Annotated in this window: 21 protein-coding genes; 17 read left to right on the top strand and 4 right to left on the bottom strand. The window is 62.3% G+C overall.

Going from position 1 to position 21,007, the window contains the following annotated elements:
• Positions 1 to 9: 9 nt before the first annotated feature.
• Both phoR and phoB read right to left on the bottom strand, forming a co-directional pair.
• Positions 10 to 1,302, bottom strand: a complete 1,293-nt coding sequence (gene phoR / locus PMI20_RS02455) for a phosphate regulon sensor histidine kinase PhoR (protein WP_238543455.1) — start codon at positions 1,300 to 1,302, stop codon at positions 10 to 12.
• A gap of 80 nt (positions 1,303 to 1,382) precedes the next feature.
• Positions 1,383 to 2,072, bottom strand: a complete 690-nt coding sequence (gene phoB / locus PMI20_RS02450; RefSeq protein WP_007896474.1) for a phosphate regulon transcriptional regulator PhoB — start codon at positions 2,070 to 2,072, stop codon at positions 1,383 to 1,385.
• A gap of 151 nt (positions 2,073 to 2,223) precedes the next feature.
• Between phoB and PMI20_RS02445 the strand changes: the two genes are divergently transcribed.
• On the top strand, positions 2,224 to 2,607 hold the full coding sequence (locus PMI20_RS02445; RefSeq protein WP_007930297.1) for a COG4315 family predicted lipoprotein: 384 nt from the start codon (positions 2,224 to 2,226) through the stop codon (positions 2,605 to 2,607).
• 75 nt (positions 2,608 to 2,682) lie between these two features.
• Here PMI20_RS02445 and ubiA read toward each other — a convergent pair whose 3' ends face one another.
• Both ubiA and PMI20_RS02435 read right to left on the bottom strand, forming a co-directional pair.
• A complete protein-coding gene (gene ubiA, locus PMI20_RS02440; RefSeq protein ID WP_007930295.1) occupies positions 2,683 to 3,573 on the bottom strand; it encodes a 4-hydroxybenzoate octaprenyltransferase in 891 nt (296 codons plus the stop codon).
• Positions 3,573 to 4,136, bottom strand: a complete 564-nt coding sequence (locus tag PMI20_RS02435; RefSeq protein ID WP_007930293.1) for a chorismate--pyruvate lyase family protein — start codon at positions 4,134 to 4,136, stop codon at positions 3,573 to 3,575. Before PMI20_RS02435 ends, ubiA begins: the two co-directional genes overlap by 1 nt.
• 216 nt (positions 4,137 to 4,352) lie before the next feature.
• Here PMI20_RS02435 and PMI20_RS02430 point away from each other — a divergent pair, with 216 nt between their 5' ends.
• The 16 genes from PMI20_RS02430 (at position 4,353) to tagH (ending at position 21,007) form a co-directional block, all read left to right on the top strand.
• Positions 4,353 to 4,520: a rubredoxin gene (locus tag PMI20_RS02430; RefSeq protein WP_007930291.1), complete on the top strand. Its 168-nt coding sequence runs from the start codon at positions 4,353 to 4,355 to the stop codon at positions 4,518 to 4,520.
• Between the two features lie 38 nt (positions 4,521 to 4,558).
• Positions 4,559 to 5,707, top strand: a complete 1,149-nt coding sequence (locus PMI20_RS02425) for an NAD(P)/FAD-dependent oxidoreductase (RefSeq protein WP_007930289.1) — start codon at positions 4,559 to 4,561, stop codon at positions 5,705 to 5,707.
• A 188-nt stretch (positions 5,708 to 5,895) separates the two neighbouring features.
• Positions 5,896 to 6,171: an HU family DNA-binding protein gene (locus PMI20_RS02420; protein ID WP_003213368.1), complete on the top strand. Its 276-nt coding sequence runs from the start codon at positions 5,896 to 5,898 to the stop codon at positions 6,169 to 6,171.
• Positions 6,172 to 6,800: 629 nt separating this feature from the next.
• Positions 6,801 to 8,357 carry a type VI secretion system protein TssA gene (gene tssA, locus PMI20_RS02415; RefSeq protein WP_007930288.1) on the top strand — a complete coding sequence of 519 codons (1,557 nt, stop codon included), beginning with the start codon at positions 6,801 to 6,803 and terminating at the stop codon, positions 8,355 to 8,357.
• A gap of 33 nt (positions 8,358 to 8,390) precedes the next feature.
• A complete protein-coding gene (gene tssB, locus PMI20_RS02410; RefSeq protein WP_007930286.1) occupies positions 8,391 to 8,894 on the top strand; it encodes a type VI secretion system contractile sheath small subunit in 504 nt (167 codons plus the stop codon).
• Between the two features lie 29 nt (positions 8,895 to 8,923).
• Positions 8,924 to 10,399 (top strand): type VI secretion system contractile sheath large subunit, encoded by a 1,476-nt coding sequence (gene tssC, locus PMI20_RS02405; RefSeq protein ID WP_007930285.1) that lies wholly within the window; start codon positions 8,924 to 8,926, stop codon positions 10,397 to 10,399.
• Positions 10,400 to 10,413: 14 nt separating this feature from the next.
• Positions 10,414 to 10,821 carry a type VI secretion system baseplate subunit TssE gene (gene tssE, locus PMI20_RS02400; protein ID WP_007930282.1) on the top strand — a complete coding sequence of 136 codons (408 nt, stop codon included), beginning with the start codon at positions 10,414 to 10,416 and terminating at the stop codon, positions 10,819 to 10,821.
• A 10-nt stretch (positions 10,822 to 10,831) separates the two neighbouring features.
• On the top strand, positions 10,832 to 11,335 hold the full coding sequence (locus PMI20_RS02395) for a PAAR domain-containing protein (RefSeq protein WP_007930280.1): 504 nt from the start codon (positions 10,832 to 10,834) through the stop codon (positions 11,333 to 11,335).
• A gap of 4 nt (positions 11,336 to 11,339) precedes the next feature.
• Positions 11,340 to 12,191 (top strand): hypothetical protein, encoded by an 852-nt coding sequence (locus PMI20_RS02390; protein WP_007930279.1) that lies wholly within the window; start codon positions 11,340 to 11,342, stop codon positions 12,189 to 12,191.
• On the top strand, positions 12,188 to 12,556 hold the full coding sequence (locus tag PMI20_RS02385; RefSeq protein ID WP_081502476.1) for a hypothetical protein: 369 nt from the start codon (positions 12,188 to 12,190) through the stop codon (positions 12,554 to 12,556). The genes PMI20_RS02390 and PMI20_RS02385 overlap by 4 nt, the downstream gene beginning before the upstream one ends.
• Positions 12,557 to 12,607: 51 nt before the next feature.
• Entirely contained in the window at positions 12,608 to 14,395 is a 1,788-nt protein-coding gene (gene tssF / locus PMI20_RS02380; protein ID WP_007930278.1) for a type VI secretion system baseplate subunit TssF, read from the top strand.
• Positions 14,359 to 15,366, top strand: a complete 1,008-nt coding sequence (gene tssG / locus PMI20_RS02375) for a type VI secretion system baseplate subunit TssG (RefSeq protein WP_007930277.1) — start codon at positions 14,359 to 14,361, stop codon at positions 15,364 to 15,366. The genes tssF and tssG overlap by 37 nt, the downstream gene beginning before the upstream one ends.
• 11 nt (positions 15,367 to 15,377) lie before the next feature.
• Positions 15,378 to 18,032 carry a type VI secretion system ATPase TssH gene (tssH, locus tag PMI20_RS02370; protein ID WP_007930275.1) on the top strand — a complete coding sequence of 885 codons (2,655 nt, stop codon included), beginning with the start codon at positions 15,378 to 15,380 and terminating at the stop codon, positions 18,030 to 18,032.
• Positions 18,033 to 18,042: 10 nt separating this feature from the next.
• Positions 18,043 to 19,560 carry a sigma-54 interaction domain-containing protein gene (locus PMI20_RS02365; RefSeq protein WP_007930274.1) on the top strand — a complete coding sequence of 506 codons (1,518 nt, stop codon included), beginning with the start codon at positions 18,043 to 18,045 and terminating at the stop codon, positions 19,558 to 19,560.
• A gap of 95 nt (positions 19,561 to 19,655) precedes the next feature.
• The gene (locus PMI20_RS02360; RefSeq protein WP_007930271.1) at positions 19,656 to 19,796 is read left to right on the top strand and encodes a hypothetical protein; all 141 of its coding nucleotides are present in this window, start codon (positions 19,656 to 19,658) and stop codon (positions 19,794 to 19,796) included.
• A 17-nt stretch (positions 19,797 to 19,813) separates the two neighbouring features.
• Positions 19,814 to 21,007, top strand: a complete 1,194-nt coding sequence (tagH, locus tag PMI20_RS02355; protein ID WP_007930269.1) for a type VI secretion system-associated FHA domain protein TagH — start codon at positions 19,814 to 19,816, stop codon at positions 21,005 to 21,007.

Below are 21,007 nucleotides of genomic sequence, written 5' to 3'. Positions count from 1 at the left end.
GCGTGGCTGTCACCGCTGGTCGGTCAGGGTGTCGGCACGCAATCTTTTCACCTGGGCCGGGGCGAAATGGCAGGTAAAAGTGCTGCCGTGGCCCGGTACGCTGCTGATCTCCAGGCGCGCCCGATGGCGCAGCAGCACATGCTTGACGATGGCCAGGCCCAGGCCAGTGCCGCCGGTGTTGGAGTTGCGGCTGGAGTCGACCCGGTAGAAGCGTTCGGTCAGGCGTGGCAAGTGCTTGCTGTCGATGCCGATCCCCGAATCCTGCACGCTCAGGTGCGCGCCTTGCTCGTCGCCCCACCAGCGGATGCGGATGTTGCCCTCGGCCGGGGTGTATTTCACGGCGTTGAACACCAGGTTGGAAAAGGCGCTGCGCAGTTCCGCCTCGCTACCCTTGAGCTGGATCTGCGCATCGGCTTCCAGGGTGATGCGCTGGTTGCGCTCCCCGGACAGCGCCTGGGCATCGCTCTTGATCGATTGCAGTAGCACATCGATCGGCACCGGCTGGTTGTCCGATGGGTAGTCGGTGGCTTCCAGCTTGGCCAACAGCAGCAGGTCGTTGAGCAGGGTCTGCATGCGCCCGCCTTGCTGCTGCATCTGCTGCAGGGCGCGGCTCCAGCGCGGATTCACTTCCTCGACGTTGTCGAGCAGGGTTTCCAGGTAGCCGCAGATCACCGTCAGCGGCGTGCGCAGCTCGTGGGAGACGTTGGCGATGAAGTCTTTGCGCATCTGTTCCAGCTGGTGGATGCGGGTCACGTCGCGCACCAGCATCAGGTGTTCGTTGTTGCCATAGCGGGTGATGTACAGCTGGATGCGTACCCGGTCGTTGGTCGGCGAGGGGATTTCCAGCGGCTCGTTGTAATTGTCCTGCTCGAAATATTCCTTGAAGCGTGGATGGCGCACCAGGTTGGTCACCGGCTGGCCGCTGTCCTGCGGGGTCTTCAGGCCCAGCAGGGTTTCCGCGGCGCGGTTCCACCACTCCAGGTTGCCGTCGCTGTCGAGCATGATCACCGCGTCTTTCAGTGCCGCGGTGGACTCCTGGACCCGGTCGATCACCGCTTGCAGGCGCCCGCGCACCCGTTGGTCGCGGCGTTGCAGGTGGTAGATGCTGTCGAACACCTCGCCCCACAGGCCGTAGCCATCGGGCGGTGCTTCATCGGGTTGGTGCAGGCGCAGCCATTCGTGCAGGCGCAGCAGTTGCTTGAGGGTCCAGGCCAGGTAGATCCCCAGGCCGATGGCCAGGCTCCAGCCGTAGTAGCCGCTGATCAGGCCCACCAGCAGGCAGCCGGTGACCAACAGCAGCATGTGGCGAATCAGGGTGCCATGCCAGTTCTGGTTCACTTAACACGCGTCCTTGTAAGCGTCTGGCGAATAAGGGGCCGGCTTCAGGCCTTGGTGGAAAAACGGTAGCCGGTGCCGCGCACGGTTTGTACCAGATTCTCGTAGGCATCGCCCAAGGCTTTGCGCAGGCGGCGGATATGCACGTCGACGGTACGCTCTTCGACATAGACGTTGCCGCCCCAGACCTGGTCCAGCAACTGGCCGCGGGTGTAGGCGCGTTCCTGGTGGGTCATGAAGAATTGCAGCAGGCGGTATTCGGTCGGGCCCATCTCGGCCGGTTTGCCATCGATGGTCACGCGGTGGCTGATCGGGTCCAGCAGCAGGCCGCCGACTTCGATCGGTGCCTCGCCGTCGGTCGGGCCAGCGCGGCGCAGCACGGCCTTGAGGCGCGCGACCAGCTCGCGAGGGGAGAATGGCTTGGTGATGTAGTCGTCGGCGCCGACTTCCAGGCCCTGGATCTTGTTGTCCTCTTCGCCCTTGGCGGTGAGCATGATGATCGGGATGTCACCGGTCAGTTCATCGCGTTTCAGGCGCCGCGCCAGCTCGATGCCGGAGGTGCCGGGTAGCATCCAGTCGAGCAGGATCAGGTCGGGCTTGCGGTCGACGATGATGGCATGGGCCTGCTGGGAGTTCTCCGCCTCCAGGCAGTCGTAGCCGGCCATTTCCAACGCAACGGCGATCATTTCGCGAATGGGCGCTTCGTCGTCAACGATCAGAATGCTCCTGCCAACCATGCTTAATCCTCTTGTCATTTAACTGTCTTGCGCCGCATTAGATAACGGAATTATTGCAGTCGTGTGACAGTATTTTAGGTGCTGGTGCGAGGGCTGCATTCGTGGACTAAGCTTTGGGTCCGAATCCTGACAACCACCAAAGAAGGTTTCCATGACTCAACACACGCAATCCTGGAAAGCCCTGTTGCTGAGCGCTGCGCTGGCCCTGCCGGGGTTGGCGTTCGCTGCGGAACCGGCGATGACCAAAGACGGCATGTTCGTCGACCACAAGGGCATGACCTTGTACACCTTTGCCAAGGACAGCGGCGGCAAGTCCATGTGCAACGACAAGTGCGCCGCCAACTGGCCGCCGCTGATGGCCGCCAGCGGTGACAAGGCGATGGGCGAGTGGACCGTCATCAAGCGTGACGACGGCTCCATGCAGTGGGCCTACGACGGCAAGCCGCTGTATACCTTCGTGATGGACAAGAAAGCCGGTGACATGACCGGCGACGGCAAGATGGATGGCGCCTGGAAAGTGGCCAAGCCTGATTGATCGTAGTGTTTCTTCGCGGGCCAGCCTCGCTCCTACAGAAGCGGTAGGAGTGAGGCTGGCCCGCGATCACGATCTTCAGCGCACCGCGTAATCCACGACTATCCCCAGGAAAATCGCCAACCCCGCCCAGTGGTTATGCAGGAAGGCCTTGAAGCACTTCATCCGGTCGCGATCGCGGGTGTACCAGAACTCCCAGGCAAAACACCCGGCCGCCACCAGCAGGCCCAGGTGGAACCAGATACCCAACTCGAAACGCGCACCCGCCAGCAGCAGGCACACCAGCGCCAGGCCCTGCAGGGTCAGGATGATTACCCGGTCGGCTTCGCCGAACAGGATCGCGGTGGATTTCACCCCGATCTTCAGGTCGTCGTCGCGGTCGGTCATTGCGTAATAGGTGTCATAACCCACGGTCCACAGCAGGTTGGCGATGTACAGCAGCCAGGCGGTGGCCGGCAGCTCGCCGGTCTCGGCGGTAAAGGCCATCGGGATGCCCCAGGAGAACGCTGCGCCCAGCACCACTTGCGGGTAATAGGTGTAACGCTTCATGAAGGGGTAGCTGGCCGCCAGGGCCAGGCCGCCCAGCGACAGCCAGATGGTCGTCGCGTTGGTGCACAGCACCAGCAGGAAGCTGATGAACATCAGCACGGCGAAGAACACCAGGGCCTCCCTGGAGCTGATCTTGCCGCTGACCAGCGGGCGCTGTTCGGTGCGTTTCACGTGGCCGTCGACCTTGCGGTCGGCCCAGTCGTTGATCACGCAGCCGCCAGCGCGGGTGAGGGTCACGCCGAGGACGAAAATCACGATATTGGCCAGCGATGGCGAGCCTTCGCCGGCAATCCACAGGGCCCAGAGGGTCGGCCAGAGCAGCAAGTAGATGCCGATCGGCTTGTCCATGCGGGTCAGCTGAATGAAGTCCCAGGCACGCGGATTCAGGCGGTTGAGGGATTTGAGCAGGCTCTGATACATCAGCGGTTCTCCGGCTGGGCGCCGACGGCGCTCCACAGGGACGGCAGGAAGATTTCGGCGACCAGCACGCTCAGGGCTGCGCGATCGAAGCGCGAACGGCGGGCCCAGAGGTCATCGGCCTGCACCTCGTCGGGCAGCCACGGGCGTGGGTAATGGCAGACCTCGATGGGGCGGCGCTGAAAGGCCTGGTCACAGAACAGCAGCTCGCCCAGGGAGCGGCTGCCCAACTCGTCCATGTTCAGCCCGCCATCCTGCAGGGCGCTGCGGGCCGCCACGCTGCGGGCGAATACCCAGGCCTGGCCGTGACCGCGCAGATACACCTCGCGTACCCAGCCCTGGCTGCCCGGCGGCAGGTCCAGCGCGGCGCATTCGTCGGCGCGCAGGGTCTGCCAGCCCTCGACCAGCGGCGTCACGCTGAAACCGTCATTGGAGAGACGGGTCAGGCGCCGGGTCAGCGAACCTTCATCGAACAGCCAGTCGAGGGTCTGTACGTCGGGGAGGGGTGTCAGCCGGCTTTGCGAGAGCCAGTCCGGGGTGGAAAATGCAGAGATTGAGTGCGGCACAGTGGGTCATTATTGGCAGCAAATGAGGCCGCGAGCTTAGCATGGTGCCAGGCGATTTTTCCGCAATGGAGCGGCCGCCTGCAGCGAACGTGCTTGCATCCGTCGGTGCTCATCAGTACAAAACGCGCTGGGCCGGACGCGCCCCCTGGCGTCATCCAGAGTCGATTCATCGACCATCCCGCCGGCAACAGCCTGAGAACCTGAGGAAACGCGTAAATGAAAAAGTGGCAATGTGTGGTCTGCGGCCTGATCTACAACGAAGCCGATGGCTGGCCGGACGACGGAATCTTGCCCGGTACCCGCTGGGAAGACGTGCCTGAAGACTGGCTCTGCCCGGATTGCGGCGTCGGCAAAATGGATTTCGAAATGATCGAAATCGGCTGATCACACCCTGTGATCCCCTGAACCTGAAGGAGTAAGGAATGAACGCACCTGTCGTCATCGTGGGCACCGGGCTGGCCGGCTACAACCTGGCCCGGGAGTTTCGCAAGCTCGATAGCGAAACGCCGCTGCTGCTGATCACCGCCGATGACGGGCGTTCCTATTCCAAGCCGATGCTGTCCACCGGCTTCGGCAAGAACAAGGAAGCCGACGGCCTGAGTATGGCCGAGCCCGGCGCCATGGCCGAGCAATTGAAGGCCGAGGTGCGCACCCATACCCGCATCAGCGGCATCGACCCTGGCCACAAGCGCCTGTGGATGGGTGAAGAAGCGGTGAACTACCGCGACCTGATCCTGGCCTGGGGCGCGGAAACCGTGCGCGTACCGGTGGAGGGCGATGCTGGCGACCTGATCTTCCCGATCAATGACCTGGAAGACTACGCGCGCTTTCGCGCGGCTGCGGCCGGCAAGCGCCGGGTGCTGCTGCTGGGCGCCGGCCTGATCGGCTGCGAGTTCGCCAACGACCTGATCCTCGGCGGTTATGCAGTGGACCTGGTGGCGCCTTGCGAGCAGGTCATGCCGACGTTGCTGCACCCTGCGGCCGCCGCCGCGGTGCAGGCCGGGCTGGAAAGCCTGGGCGCGCGCTTCCATCTGGGGCCGGTACTCAATCGCTTGCAGCGCACGGCGGATGGCCTCGAGGCACATCTGTCCGACGGTGAAGTGATTGCCTGCGATCTGGTGGTGTCGGCGATCGGCCTGCGTCCGCGCATTGACCTGGCCGCCGCCGCGGGGGTGATGGTCAACCGTGGGGTGGTGGTCGACCGGCATCTCAAGACCTCCCACGCCAACATTTATGCCTTGGGCGACTGCGCCGAGGTCGATGGGCTGAATCTGTTGTACGTCATGCCCCTCATGAGCTGTGCGCGAGCGCTGGCGCAGACCCTGGCGGGTAACCCGACGGCGGTCAGCTATGGCCCGATGCCGATCACCGTGAAAACCCCGGTCTGCCCGCTGGTGGTTTCGCCACCGCCACGCGGCCTGGAGGGCGTGTGGACGGTCGAAGGGCAGGGCGCCGACATCAAGGCGCTGTGCCGCGATGCCAGCGGCAAACTGCTGGGCTATGCGCTGACCGGGGCCGCGGTCATGGACAAACTGGCCCTGAACAAAGAGCTTCCCGGCTTGTTGGCCTAAATACCGGTCGTTCTGTCGGAATAATCATGTGTTTGCCACTACAAAGGTCGCGCAGAGACTGGCGCCACTCCTAACTGCGTGCCATCCTCACACCCGTCTGCCGCAGAGTAGAGCCTGCGGCGCCTTGGGCGCTGTTCCGGAAGAACAGCACGGACATAACAACAAAAAACCGTCAAAGAGGCTTCACTATGCGTAAACCAGAACTCGCCGCTGCAATTGCTGAAAAAGCGGATCTGACCAAAGAACAAGCCAACCGCGTTCTCAATGCCGTTCTCGAAGAGATCACCGGCGCCCTGCATCGCAAAGACAGCGTCACCCTGGTAGGTTTTGGAACCTTCCTGCAGCGTCACCGTGGCGCCCGTACCGGCAAGAACCCGCAAACCGGTGAGCCGGTGAAGATCAAGGCCAGCAACACCGTAGCCTTCAAGCCAGGCAAATCGCTGAAAGACAGCGTCAATCCATAACTGTTGCGAACTCCCTCGATAGTAGGGAGAACCGTATTGAAAAATGGGCAAGCCGATAATTCGGATGCCCATTTTTTATGGATGGTTGTTCGGCATATAAAGAACGGGAATGCATGCAGCAAGTTTCGCGAGGAACTACATCTGTATTGCTCAAAAAACATACAGACTGTTTGATGGCAAACTATCGTCTTGAGTGCCATCATATTGGTGGCACTTTACAAAGTTAGAGGCGTCCGCGACTGCACTCTTTCATAAAAGTTCAGAATTAGGATTTATTTCCGTACCCGGCACTTTCGATTCTGCCTGGCATTACCCCTTAATCATTGAATCGCTCTCTGGTTTATATCGCGCAAGGCTCTGGCCCGCAGCTTCTGGCGTTGCTGGTTGGAATAGGGATTCAACTGGTTGTCTAGGGGGAAACCCTGCCATATATAAGGCAATCTCTTACGAACAGCCGATGACAGTTCGTCTTGTTGTTTGAGGGGATGCTTGCTAGTGGCCATCATACTGATTACGATGCGCGCTCTTGAAAGAGCAGGCTCAATTGGATGAGTACGCTCTTTGATACTGTCAAGCACGCGAAAAATGTCTCGCGGGCGTATAGACCGTAATCTCGAAAAAGGCCATGGATGTCCTACTCAAGTAAACTTTCTGCCCATTACCTCGAACTCGCCAAGGCCTCTGTTTCCAAAGAGAGTTTTGCGGGCGAGGACGTTCGCTTCTCCAGCGAATACGAGGCACTGGAAAGTGAGCTGGGCAAAGCCCAATCCATGCACGAAAGCGGTCAGATCGACTGGCTGAAAATCCTCGAGAACAGTGACGCGCTGCTGCGTACCCAGTCCAAGGATCTGCGGGTGGCCGCCTGGCTCACCTGGGCCTTGTATCAGCGTGAATCCTTCCCCGGCCTGCTGGCCGGCCTTGGTCTTCTGCAGCACCTGTGCGAACAGCATTGGGCGCAGATCCACCCCGCCAAGCTGCGTACCCGGGCTGCCGCCGTCGGCTGGCTGGTGCCGCGTCTCGAGCAGGTGCTGGGCGAAAACGTCGCGATCAAGGAGCAGTTGCCGCTGTTCCGCCGTCTGGTGGAACACCTGGAAGGGCTCGATGCCGCGCTCACCGAGCATCTGGGTGACAACGCGCCCTTGCTGCTGCCGATCTGCCGGCGGCTGTCGACCATGGTCCAGCGCGCCGCCGACAATCAGCCAGAACCCGGCGCCGTGGGCGCGGTGGTGGCCCAGGTCAAGCAGGCCGCGACCCAGCTGTTCACGCCTGGCGCGCCGATCGACAACGAGAAGGAAGCGCAGAAGGCCCTGCGTGCGATGCAGGAAAACGCCCGTCCACTGAGCGCCTGGTGGCTCAAGCAGAAGGCCACTGACGTACGCGCCCTGCGCCTGAACCGCACCATGCTGTGGTTGCCCATCGATGCCGTCCCGGAGCGCAACGCCGAGCAGATCACTGCGTTGCGCGGGCTGCCGGCCGACAAGCTCAAGACCTACCAGGAGCGTTTTGCCAATGGGCAATACGCCGACCTGCTGGTGGAACTCGAAGCCAGCCTGGCCAGGGCGCCGTTCTGGTTCGACGGCCAGCGCATGGTCTGGGAATGCCTGCAGGGGCTGAACGCCGACCAGGCGATGCGCGAAGTGGAGTTTCACTTCGCGCTCCTGTTGCAGCGCCTGCCGGGGGTGGTCGAGTTGCGTTTCCACGACGGCGCGCCTTTCGCCGACCCGGCCACCCGCGGCTGGATCAGCGCCCATGTCATGCCCCATCTGCAAAGCGCCAGCGCGCCGCGCAAGGTCGAAGCGACCGCCAGCCAGCCTGCCTGGGAAGAAGCCCTCGAAGAGGTCTTGCCGATCCTGCGCAAGGACGGCCTCAAGGCCGCCGTGCAGATCCTTAAGCAAGGCCTGCAGAACGCCCATGGCGGGCGGGTGAGGTTTTTCTGGCAGTTCAGCCTGGCGCGGCTGTGCTTCATGGCCAAGAAATACGAGCTGGCCAAGACCCAGCTCGAAACCCTCGATCAAGAATTACTGAGCTCGGGCCTGCATGCCTGGGAGCCGGATCTTGCGTTGGAAGTGCTGCACCTCCTGCATAGCTGCTGTGAGTTGTTGCCGCAGAACCACGCAGTGCGAGAACGCAAGGAAGAGATTTATCGCAGGCTGTGCCACCTCGACCTCGAAGTGGTACTCGAATAGGCCCCAGGGCCAACAACCGCAAGGAGAAAAGCCATGGCCAAAGAAGGCTCGGTAGCCCCCAAGGAACGCATCAACGTCACCTTCAAACCCGCCACCGGCGGTGCTCAGGAAGAGATTGAACTGCCGTTGAAGCTACTGGCAATCGGTGATTACACCCAGCGCGTGGACGAGCGCAAAGTGGAAGACCGCAAGCCGATCAGCATCGACAAAATGACGTTCGACGAAGTGCTGGCCAAGCAGGAGCTGAGCCTGACGCTGAGCGTGCCTAACCGTCTTCAGGAAGAGGGCGACACCGAAGAGCTGGCGGTCAAGCTGCGCGTCAACTCGATGAAGGACTTCAACCCGGCCAGCCTGGTCGAGCAAGTGCCTGAGCTGAAAAAACTGATGGAACTGCGCGACGCGTTGGTGGCCCTCAAGGGTCCGCTGGGTAACGCCCCTGCATTCCGTAAAGCCATCGAAGGCGTACTCGCCGACGACGAATCGCGCGGTCGTGTACTCGGTGAGCTGGGCCTGAACGCCGCAGCCACCGAAGCCTGAGTCTCTATCAGTCAAGGAAGCCAAACACTATGAGCACTAGTGCAGCACAACAGAAAAGCAACGAGAACGGCGAGTACAGCATTCTCGACAGCATCATCGCCGAAACCCGCCTGACTCCGGACGACGAAGCCTACGACATCGCCAAGCGCGGCGTGTCGGCCTTCATCGAAGAGCTGCTCAAGCCTCAGAACGATGGCGAGCCAGTCAAGAAGGCCATGGTTGACCGCATGATCGCCGAGATCGATGCCAAGCTCAGCCGCCAGATGGACGAAATCCTTCACCACGAAGACTTCCAGTCCCTGGAATCGGCCTGGCGTGGCCTGCAGTTGCTGGTCGACCGCACCAACTTCCGCGAAAACATCAAGATCGAAATCCTCAACGTCTCCAAGCAGGACCTGCTGGACGACTTCGAAGATTCGCCGGAAGTGATGCAGGCCGGCCTGTACAAGCACATCTACACCGCTGAATACGGCCAGTTCGGTGGCCAGCCGGTGGGCGCGATCATCGCCAACTACTTCATGTCGCCAAGCTCGCCAGACGTGAAGCTGATGCAATACGTGTCCAGCGTTGCCTGCATGTCCCACGCGCCGTTCATCGCTGCGGCCGGTCCGAAATTCTTCGGTCTGGAAAGCTTCACCGGCCTGCCGGACCTGAAGGATCTGAAAGATCACTTCGAAGGCCCGCAATTTGCCAAATGGCAGAGCTTCCGCCAGTCGGAAGACTCGCGCTACATCGGCCTGACCGTACCGCGCTTCCTGCTGCGCAACCCGTACGATCCGGAAGAGAACCCGGTCAAATCCTTCGTCTACAAGGAAACCGTTGCCAACAGCCACGAGCATTACCTGTGGGGCAACACCGCGTACGCGTTCGGTACCAAGCTGACCGACAGCTTCGCCAAGTTCCGCTGGTGCCCGAACATCATCGGCCCGCAGAGCGGTGGCGCGGTAGAAGACCTGCCGCTGCACCACTTCGAAAGCATGGGCGAAATCGAAACCAAGATCCCGACTGAGGTACTGGTCAGCGACCGTCGTGAATACGAACTGGCCGAGGAAGGCTTCATCTCCCTGACCATGCGCAAAGGCAGCGACAACGCGGCGTTCTTCTCCGCAAGCTCGGTGCAGAAGCCGAAGTTCTTCGGCATCAGCGCCGAAGGCAAGGCCGCGGAGCTGAACTACAAGCTCGGCACCCAGCTGCCGTACATGATGATCGTCAACCGCCTGGCTCACTACCTCAAAGTGCTGCAGCGCGAGCAACTCGGTTCGTGGAAAGAACGTACCGACCTCGAGCTGGAACTCAACAAGTGGATCCGCCAGTACGTCGCCGACCAGGAAAACCCGAGCGCCGAAGTGCGTGGCCGTCGTCCGCTGCGCGCCGCGCAGATCATCGTCAGCGATGTGGAAGGTGAGCCGGGCTGGTACCGCGTCAGCCTGAACGTGCGTCCGCACTTCAAGTACATGGGTGCCGATTTCACCCTGTCGCTGGTTGGCAAGCTGGACAAAGAGTAACCAGGAGCTAGGTCATGACCGGATACGGCAGCCTTTTCGAGCGCCTGAGTGGCGAGGCCGACAAACGTGTCGGCTGGAGCCGCGAGGTTTCCGCCATGGCGTCGGTGGCTGCCCATCTGGGCAAGATGCTCAGCACCCGTGCGGGCAGCGTGCAGACGCTGTCCGATTACGGGTTGCCCGATCTCAACGACATGCGCCTGAGCCTGCACGACGCCCTGAGCCAGGCCCGCCTGGCCATCGAAAGCTTCATCGAAGCCTACGAGCCGCGTCTGAGCAACGTGCGTGTCGTTTCCCTGCCGCGTGATCACGACCAGCTCAAGCTGGCTTTCAATATCGAAGGCCTGCTTGAGGTGGACGGGTTCAAGCGCCAGGTCAGTTTTTCCGCGCGCCTGGATGGCAGCGGTCAGGTCAAGGTCAGTTAAGGAGACGAGGATGTCAGGTAAACCCGCAGCACGCGTCAGCGACCCCACCGCCTGCCCGCTCCCCGGCCACGCAACCAACCCGATCGCCGCCGGTTCCGGCGATGTGTTCTTCGACGGCCTTGCGGCCGCCCGCCAGGGCGATGCCTCGGCGTGTGGTGGTGCGATGTCCGGTGGCCTGGCGACTACCGTGCTGATCAATGGCAAGCCGGCGGCGACTGTCGGCTCGGTGGGCACCCACGGCAACACAGTCACGGCCGGCTCGGGGACGGTGATTATCGGCAATTCGCATTCGCCAGCGCAGTTTGTGCCGCCGTTGCCGGTAGTTATTCCCGGTGTTTTCAATCGAGTGTTTGCCTTTAAAACGGCCAGTGGGAAGGCGGTAGATGGGTTGAGTTACCGAATCACGTCCGAAAGTGGGATAGAAAAGTTCGGTACTGCACAGGCCGGAAAAACTGGCTGTTTTTCTACGGGGCAGAATCCTGAGGCTGTCTCGATTTTTGTAACGTCGGAGTAAGGCCTTGGAAACAATAGTTGAAGTTGATGGTGTGCCTTACACCTTTGTTACGGAAAATGGTACTACTGCATTAAGGCTGGATAATAAAACCACTGCCAGTAATGATACAAATCCTGCGGATCTGCATCTTCCAGATATCTGGTTGGTGACTCGTTCCAATGGCATGCCTTTATTTGCAGTGCGGCCTGATGTCTGTGATAAGCCATTTCGAATTTTAAGTGCTGATAAACTTTACGCTGAAAAGATTCAATGGTTTGAGCCGTTGGCTGACTTCTATCGTGAGCGGCTATGGGTAAATCCTAAGAGTAGTGTTGAAGGCTCGGAGGTGTACGATGCCTACAAACAGCACACATGGCAAACGATTATAGATTTTGCAATTGTTGACCGACCATCTTTTGTTTACTACAGAAATCTGCCAGGGGATTGGAAAAAGCAATCTGAAGGGGGCGCTAAATTTCTACTTTGCTTAGTCGAAGGTGATCCTTATTGGACTGACGGCCTGGGACAGATTCCATTTGCGGTGGATACCTTCCGGAAGTACTGGGAGGAAACCCGCGAGGTTGATGCCGCGATTCTGAAAACAGGTCAGACCGGACTCGACTGGGCTGATGGAACACTCGGTGGAAGTGACAATGGAAGTGAGAACGTATACGACAATTTCATAATCATAAGGGCATGTTTATGGGCGTCCGAAAACTTTGAATTGGTACTTGAGAAAAGGCCGATGAGTGCTCAGAGGTTCGGGCCTAGTGGGGCAACGGTGGCGAGTACAGTATTCAAGCCATCTTCAGCTACGCGACTGAAAACTTTGATTGATTCCGGCACATTGGCGAAATATAAAACGTGGAAGCCATGAAATTGAAAATCTTTGCGGGCGCTGTAGTTTATTTTTTGGCTGGTGTTTTGTATTTCTTTGTTCATGATTTTGGCGTTGCTTACTACAAAGAAAATATGGGCGGGTTTACAGACCGTGGAGCAGCGATAGGTGGTACTGCTGAGTTGACGTTTTATTTTTTTATTTTTGTTAACTTTGTTGTTTTTTTTGTACCGAAGATATATTTGAAAATTTTACTGTTGGTTTTGATGTTGGGTGTTGTGTTGTTCTATTTTCTTCCGGATAACCCGGTAAGGGCAATTGCATATGGTGGGCTTACGGCTTCTATGAGCGGGTTGGCGTTAGTTGCGCGATTGGTTGTGGAACGATGGGGCGGTCGGAATTGAAGTGCGTGCAGCTTTCGAACTAAAAAATTATTGATCAGACAGGTAACCCCCGTGTCCTTTAACCACTACTACCAAAGCGAACTCACCGCGCTGCGCCAGCTGGGTCGCCGTTTCGCCGAGCGTAGTCCGGCCCTGGCGCCGTTCCTGGGCCAGGCCGGACGGGATCCGGATGTGGAGCGCCTGCTCGAAGGTTTCGCCTTTCTCACCGGTCGCCTGCGGCAGAAGCTCGATGACGAGCTGCCGGAACTCAGCCACTCGCTGATGCACTTGCTGTGGCCGAACTACATGCGGCCGTTGCCGGCGTTCAGCATTCTGCAGTTCGACCCGCTGAAGCAGTCCGGGCCGGCCCTGCGCGTGGAACGTGATACGCCGGTGGAGAGCAAGCCCATCGATGACGTGCGCTGCCGCTTCCGCACCTGCTACCCGACCGAAGTCCTGCCGCTGGACCTGACGGCGCTGAACTACTCGGTGAAAGGCGACGGCGCGCTGCTCAGCCTGCGCCTGGAGATGAGCTGCGACGGCCACCTCGGCGAGCTGAACCTGAGCCGCCTGCGCCTGCACCTGGCGGGCGAGCGCTACATCAGCCAGATGCTCTACCTGAGCCTGCTGCGCAACCTCGAAGGCATCGAGCTGGTGCCGCTGGGCATGGACGGCAAGCCGTTCCCGGGTGTCAGCGGCAATGCCATGTCGTTCAAGATGCCCGGCAACCGCGTGCAGCCGGTGGGCTTTGCCGAGGAAGAGGCGTTGATCCCGTATCCGCTGAATACCTTCCGCGGCTATCGCTACCTGCAGGAGTATTTCGCCTTCCAGGACAAGTTCCTGTTCGTCGACCTGAACGGCCTGGACCTGCTCAAGTCGCTGCCGGAGGACACCCTCAAGCAGTTGCACGGCCTGGAAGTGCGCTTCGACATCCGCAAGAGCGGCATCCAGCGCCTGCGGCCGACCCTGGACAACGTGAAGCTGTATTGCACGCCGATCGCCAACCTGTTCAAGCACGACGCCTTGCCGATCCGCCTCGACGGCAAGCAGGACGAGTACCTGCTGCTGCCGGCTGAGTACGACCTGGAAAACTGCGGCGTATTCTCGGTGGAAACCGTGACCGGCTGGAAGCCCGGCGGCCTGGGTTACCAGGAATACGTGCCGTTCGAATCCTTCGAGCACGACCCGAGTTTCGACGTCCCGCAAAGCCGCCCGCACTACAGCATCCGCCAGCGTTCCTCGCTGCTGCACGACGGCCTGGACACTTACCTGAGCTTCGGCATCCGCCACACCGAAGCCCACGAAACCCTGTCCATCGAGCTGACCTGCACCAACCAGAACCTGCCGCGCCGGCTCAAGCTCGGCGAGATCAACCAGGCGTGCGAGGAAACCCCGGAGTTCCTCAGTTTCCGCAACATCACCCCGGCCACCTCGAGCTACGCGCCACCGCTGAACCGCGACTTCCTGTGGAAGCTGATCAGCAACATGTCGCTCAACTATCTGTCGCTGGCCAACGTCGATGCGCTCAAGGTGATTCTCGAAACCTACGACTTGCCGCGCTACTACGACCAGCACCTGGAAAAGGTCAGCAAGCGCCTGCTGGGCGGGCTCAAGTCGATCCGCCACGAGCATGTCGACCGGCTGCATCGGGGCCTGCCGCTGCGCGGTTTGCGCACCGAGCTGACCATCGATCCGGAAGGCTATATCGGTGAAGGCGACATGTTCGTCTTCGCCTCGGTTCTCAACGAGTTTTTCGCTCTTTACGCCAGTCTCAACTCGTACCACGAGCTGCGGGTAAAAAGTACACAGGGAGAGGTGTACCAATGGACACCACGTATGGGTCTACAGCCCCTGCTTTAAGCGGGCTGACCCGGGTCATTCGCGAGTACTCGCTGTTTCAGGCCGTGCTGCTGGTGGTGGACCGGCTGCGCGATTCCCACCCGGGCCTGAGCGAAGAGGATCTCTACGACCAGCTGGAATTCCAGGCCAATCCGAGCCTGGGTTTCCCTGGCAGCGACGTCGATCGCGTGGAGTTTTTCGAAGAGCACGGGCAGATGCGCGCGCGCCTGCGTTTCAACCTGATCGGGTTGTTCGGTTCCGGCTCGCCGCTGCCGGCGTTCTACGGTGAACAAGCCCTGGGCGACAGCGAAGACGGCAACCCGACCCGCAACTTCCTCGACCTGTTCCACCATCGCCTGCAACGGCTGATGCTGCCGATCTGGCGCAAGTACCGCTACCGCGCCAGCTTCAAGAGCGGCGCGCTCGACCCGTTTTCCGCCCAGCTGTTCGCCTTGATCGGCCTCGGCGGCGAAGACATCCGCAAGGCCAAGGAACTGAACTGGAAGCGCCTGCTGCCGTACCTCGGCCTGCTCAGCCTGCGGGCCCACTCGGCGGCATTGATCGAAGCCGTGCTGCGCTACTACTTCAAGCATGCGGACCTGGTGATCGAGCAGTGCATCGAGCGCCGGGTGGAGATTCTCGAAGAGCAGCGCAACCGCCTCGGCCGCGCCAACAGCCAGCTCGGCGAAGACCTGGTGCTGGGCGAACGGGTGCGCGACCGCAGCGGCAAGTTCCGCATCCATATCCGCCAGCTCGACTGGCAACGCTTCCACGAATTCCTGCCGATCGGTTTCGGCTACCAGCCGCTGTGCGCGCTGGTGCGGTTCACCCTGCGTGACCCGCTGGACTACGACATTCGCCTGGTCCTGCGCCAGGAAGAAATCCGCGAACTGCGCATCGGTGAGCAGAACGCCTGTCGCCTGGGGTGGACCAGTTGGCTCGGCCGCGAACGCGCGGACGGCGTGGTGACCCTGGGCAGCAAAATTCATTAAGGACAGATGACATGATCAACGTAGACCTGCAGCAACTGATCCAGGCGCTGGACGCCGAAACCCGCCGTGACCTGGAAAGCTCCGCCGAACGCTGCGTCGCCCGGGGCGGCAGCAAGATCCTGGTCGAAGACCTGCTGCTGGGCTTGCTGGAGCGTCCGCAAGGCCTGCTCGCACGCGCGTTGCAGGACGCCGAAGTGGATGCCGGCGAGCTGAGCGCGGCGCTGCAATCGCGGGTCGAACACAGCGCCTCGCGCAACCCGGTGTTCGCCCCGGAGCTGGTGCAGTGGCTGCAGGACGCCTTGCTGGTGGCCAACCTCGAGCTGGGCCAGAGCCAGGTCGAGCAGGCGGCGCTGATCCTCGCGCTGCTGCGCAATCCGATGCGTTATGCCGGTAGCCGTTACCAGCCGCTGCTGGCCAAGCTGAACATCGAGCGCCTGAAGGATTTCGCCCTGTCACAGAAGGAAGAGCCGGCCAGCGGCAAGCCGGCAGCGCCGGGCGAATCGTTGTTGCAGCGCTTCACCCACAACCTGACCCAGCAGGCGCGCGAGGGCAAGCTCGACCCGGTGCTGTGCCGCGATGGCGCGATCCGCCAGATGGTCGACATCCTCGCCCGTCGCCGCAAGAACAACCCGATCGTGGTCGGCGAGGCCGGCGTCGGTAAGACCGCGGTGGTCGAAGGCCTGGCCTCGCGCATCGCCGCCGGTGAAGTGCCGCAAGTGCTCAAGGGCGTCGAGCTGCTGTCGCTGGACATGGGCCTGCTGCAAGCGGGCGCCAGCGTGAAGGGCGAGTTCGAGCGCCGCCTCAAGGGCGTGATCGACGAGGTCAAGGCCTCGCCTAAGCCGATCATTCTGTTTATCGACGAAGCCCACACCCTGATCGGCGCCGGTGGCAACGCCGGCGGTTCCGACGCGGCCAACCTGCTCAAGCCAGCCCTGGCCCGTGGCGAGCTGCGCACCATCGCCGCCACCACCTGGGCCGAGTACAAGAAGTACTTCGAGAAGGACCCGGCCCTGGCCCGTCGCTTCCAGCCGGTGCAGCTGCACGAGCCGACCGTCAGCGAGGCGGTGACCATCCTGCGTGGCCTGGCCCAGGTCTACGAGAAAAGCCACGGTATCTACCTGCGCGACGACGCGGTGGTGGCCGCGGCCGAACTGTCGGCCCGCTACCTGGCCGGCCGCCAACTGCCGGACAAGGCGGTGGACGTGCTCGACACCGCCTGTGCCCGGGTGCGCATCAGCCTGGCGGCGGCGCCGGAGAGCCTGGAGCGCCTGCGTGGCGAGCTGGCCGAAGGTGGCCGTCAGCGTCAGGCGCTGCGCCGCGACGCCGAGGCCGGCCTGGTGATCGACCAGGAAGCCCTGGACGCGCTGGAGGCCCGCCTGGCCGAGGCTGAGGCCGAGCAGCAAGCCCTGGAAACCCTGTGGAGCGAACAGCGCACCCTGGCCGAGCGCCTGCTCGAACTGCGCCAGCAACTGGCCAAGGCCCGCGAGGCCGCGGCGGTAGAGCCGACCGTCAGCGTTGAAGAAGATGCCGAAGGTACGGTGATCGAAACCCTTGCCGCTGAAGTGGAAGAAGGGCAGAGCGTCGAGGCGCTGGAAGCCGCCCTCAACGAAACCCATCGCGCCCTGAGCGATGCCCAGAGCCAGGAGCGCCTGGTCAGCTTCGAAGTCTGCCCGCGCCTGGTGGCCGAAGTGATCAGTGCCTGGACCGGCGTGCCGCTGACGCAACTGGCCCGCGAGCACAACGCCAAGGTCGCGAGTTTCGCCACCGACCTGCGCGCGCGCATTCGTGGTCAGGAGCAGGCGGTGCACGCCCTGGATCGTTCGATGCGCGCCACCGCCGCTGGCCTGAACAAGCCGGACGCGCCGGTGGGCGTGTTCCTGCTGGTGGGCCCGAGCGGCGTCGGCAAGACCGAAACCGCCCTGGCCCTGGCCGACCTGCTGTACGGCGGCGACCGCTTTATCACCACCATCAACATGTCCGAGTTCCAGGAGAAGCACACCGTGTCGCGCCTGATCGGCGCGCCTCCAGGCTACGTCGGCTACGGCGAAGGCGGGATGCTCACCGAGGCGGTGCGGCAAAAACCCTATTCGGTGATTCTGCTCGACGAGGTCGAGAAAGCCGACCCGGACGTGCTCAACCTGTTCTATCAGATCTTCGACAAGGGCGTGGCCAACGACGGCGAAGGGCGCGAGATCGACTTCCGCAACACGCTGATCCTGATGACCTCGAACCTGGCCAGCGACCGCATCAGCGCGCTGTGCGAGAACGGCGAGCGGCCGAGCGCCGAGACCCTGGAAGAGACCATCCGTCCGGTGCTCAGCAAGCACTTCAAGCCGGCGCTGCTGGCGCGCATGCGCGTGGTGCCGTACTACCCGGTGGGCGGCCCGGTGCTGCGCGAACTGATCGAAATCAAGCTGGGCCGTTTAGGTGAGCGCCTGAACCGTCGCCAGCTGGATTTCACTCACTGCCAGAACCTGGTCGACCATCTGGCCGAGCGCTGCACCCAGAGCGAAAGCGGCGCGCGCCTGATCGATCATTTGCTCGACCTGCACGTACTGCCGCTGGTGGCCGACCGTCTGCTGGACGCCATGGCCACCGGCGAGAACCTCAAGCGCGTGCACGCGACGCTCGACAGCAGCGGCGGCGTGACCTGCGAGTTCGCCTGAGGTGGGTGTGATGTTCACTCGTGTACCGCAACCGCTGATCTACGCCGAGGCGCTGCTGGCGCAGTTCGCCAGCCTGTCGCGGGCGGCCGACGGTGGCGCGCTGCTGGGCGATTTCGTGCGCGGCGTGGCCGGGCTCAGCGGTTGCGAGCTGAGCCAGCTGTACCTGCTCGATGCCACTCATACCCGGCTGGGCCTGAGCGCCGAATGCCTGGGCGGCATCCTGCAACCGCGGGAAGCGGCGAGCCTGCCGGCGGACTACAACGGTGAGCAGCTATTGCAGTTCGCCCTGTGCCAGAACCGCGTGGTGAGCCTGGTGGGGCTGAGCGGCAGCCTGCACGAAACCAGCTTCCTGCCGGCCCGGGATACACCCTGGCAGTCGCTGTTGTGCGTGCCGCTGGTGAACACGCAAAAGGCTGTCGAAGGCCTGCTGCTGTGCGCTAGTCGCGAACATGTCGACCTGCAGGGCTTCGCCGATTCCATGGGGCAACTGGGCTCGTTCGTGCTCGGGCAACTGCATCTGCTGCAACGCCTGCGGCGTCCGGTGGGCGACGCGGCGCCGGTGGCCAGCACCCCGGTCAGCGCCAGCGGCTACGGGTTGATCGGCAACAGCACGGCCATGCGCCAGACCTACCAGTTGATCAGCAAGGTGCTGCACAGCCCCTACACCGTATTGCTGCGCGGCGAGACCGGCACCGGCAAGGAAGTGGTGGCGCGGGCCATCCACGACTACGGCCCGCGGCGCTCCCAGGCGTTCATCGTGCAGAACTGCGCGGCGTTCCCGGAGAACCTGCTGGAGAGCGAGCTATTCGGCTACCGCAGGGGCGCCTTCACCGGCGCCGATCGCGACCGTCCGGGGCTGTTCGACGCGGCCAATGGCGGCACCCTGTTGCTGGACGAGATCGGCGACATGCCGCTGTCCCTGCAGGCCAAGCTGCTGCGCGTGCTGCAGGAGGGCGAGATCCGTCCGCTGGGTTCCAACGACACCCACAAGATCGACGTGCGCATCATCGCCGCGACCCACCGCGACCTGGCGGTGCTGGTCAGCGAGGGCAAGTTCCGCGAGGACCTGTACTACCGCCTGGCGCAGTTCCCGATCGAGCTGCCGGCCCTGCGCCAGCGCGAAGGCGACATCCTCGACCTGGCCCGGCACTTCGCCGACAAGGCCTGCGCCTTCCTCCAGCGCGACCCGGTGAGCTGGTCGGAAACCGCCCTCAATCACCTCTCGGGCTACACCTTCCCGGGCAACGTGCGCGAGCTCAAGGGCCTGGTGGAGCGGGCGGTGCTGCTGTGCGAAGGCGGCGAGCTGCTGGCCGAGCATTTCTCCCTGAGCATCGAAGCGTTGCCGGAGGAACCCGGGCTGAACCTGCGCGAACGCCTGGAGAAGGTCGAGCGTCATCTGCTGCTCGATTGCCTGCGCAAGAACGACGGCAACCAGACCCTGGCGGCCCGCGAGCTGGGGTTGCCCAGGCGCACGCTGCTGTACCGCCTCGGGCGGCTGAACATCAATCTTGGCGACTTCGAGGGTTAGCGCGACATGACTTTCCCCAGCGCCTTTTTCGTTTCGCCAGGCGTCGCCCGCAAGGGTCGGCGCTTTGTGCATTGTCTACCCATGGAGACCCTCTGATGTCTGTTCGTCACTGGCAAGCCGCCCTGCTGGCTCTGATCGTTCTCAGCGGCCTCGGCGGCTGTAGCGGTAATTACAAATTCAACGACAACACCTATCGCCCATTGGGTGATCCGCAGGCGGTCAATCGCGGCAAGTGACCGCAAGGAGCATCATCATGGAACTGGTTTTCGAAATGCTGAACACCAAGCAGTTCGTGCCCACGGAGTTGAGCAGCAAAACCTTCAAGCAGGCCGGCGGGGTGATCGGGCGGGGCGAGGATTGCGACTGGATCATTCCGGACCGCAAGCGTCACCTGTCCAATCACCACGCGATCGTCAGCTACCGCGACGGTACGTTCTTCCTCACCGATACCAGCAGCAACGGTATCCAGGCCAGCGACAGCGGCGCGCGCCTGCGCAAGGGCGAGCCGCAGCGTATCGAGCACGGCAGCATCTATGTGCTGGGGGATTTCGAGATCCGTGCGCGCCTGGTGCGCGATCCGGCGACCTTCGACGCCGAAGTCGGGCGTCCGCAGGCCGCTGGCAGCATCATTCCCGATGACGCATTCCTCGACCTCGACCCGCTCAACGCGCTGGATCAGCAGGAGCGGGTGTATTCGGAAATCGACGAGCTGACCGCGCTCAACACGCCGCGCCAGGAACCACGCCAGCGCGCGGACTATGCGCGCATCGACATGGAAAGCCTGCTGGTGCCGGAACTGGTGGCGCAGCCCGAGGCGCCGGTCGCCGTCGAGCCGGCCCCGGTGGAACGCCAGAGCGAAGGCTTCTGGGAGCATTTCGGCGCGGCGCTGGGGGTGGACCTCAAAGGCCTCGATCACGACGCCCGCGAAGCCCTGGCGATCGATGCCGCGCGCCTGCTCAAGCAAAGCATCGGTGGCCTGCAGCAGAGCCTGCGCACCCGCAGCGAGCTGAAAAACGAACTGCGCCTGGCCCTGACCACCGCCCAGGGCGGCAGCAAGAACCCACTGAAGTTCGCCGTGGACGCCAGCGAAGCGCTGGGCATCCTGCTGCAAGGCAACAAGCCTGGCCAGCTGCCGGCCGAGCAGGCGATCTCCCGTGCCTTCCGCGATCTGCAGGCGCATCAGGTGGCGCTGCTGACCGCCAGCCGCGCGGCCGTGCGCGGCACCCTCGAGCATTTCTCGCCGCAGCAGCTGACCCTGCGTTTCGAGCGTGACAACAAGCCGTTGCTGGCCACCTCCGGCAGCCGCTGGAGAGCCTACAACCGCTATCACCAGGCCCTGCGTCAGGACGATGACTGGAGCGAACGCCTGCTGGCCCGTGACTTCGCCCAGGCCTACGAAGAACAGATCCGCCTGATCTCCACCCTTCACACCGAACACCAAGGATGA

The organism is Pseudomonas sp. GM17 (assembly GCF_000282175.2).
Taxonomy (GTDB): Bacteria; Pseudomonadota; Gammaproteobacteria; order Pseudomonadales; family Pseudomonadaceae; genus Aquipseudomonas; species Aquipseudomonas chlororaphis.
Note: the sequence above shows the minus strand (reverse complement) of the source record. Positions and strands in the feature narration are given on the sequence as shown.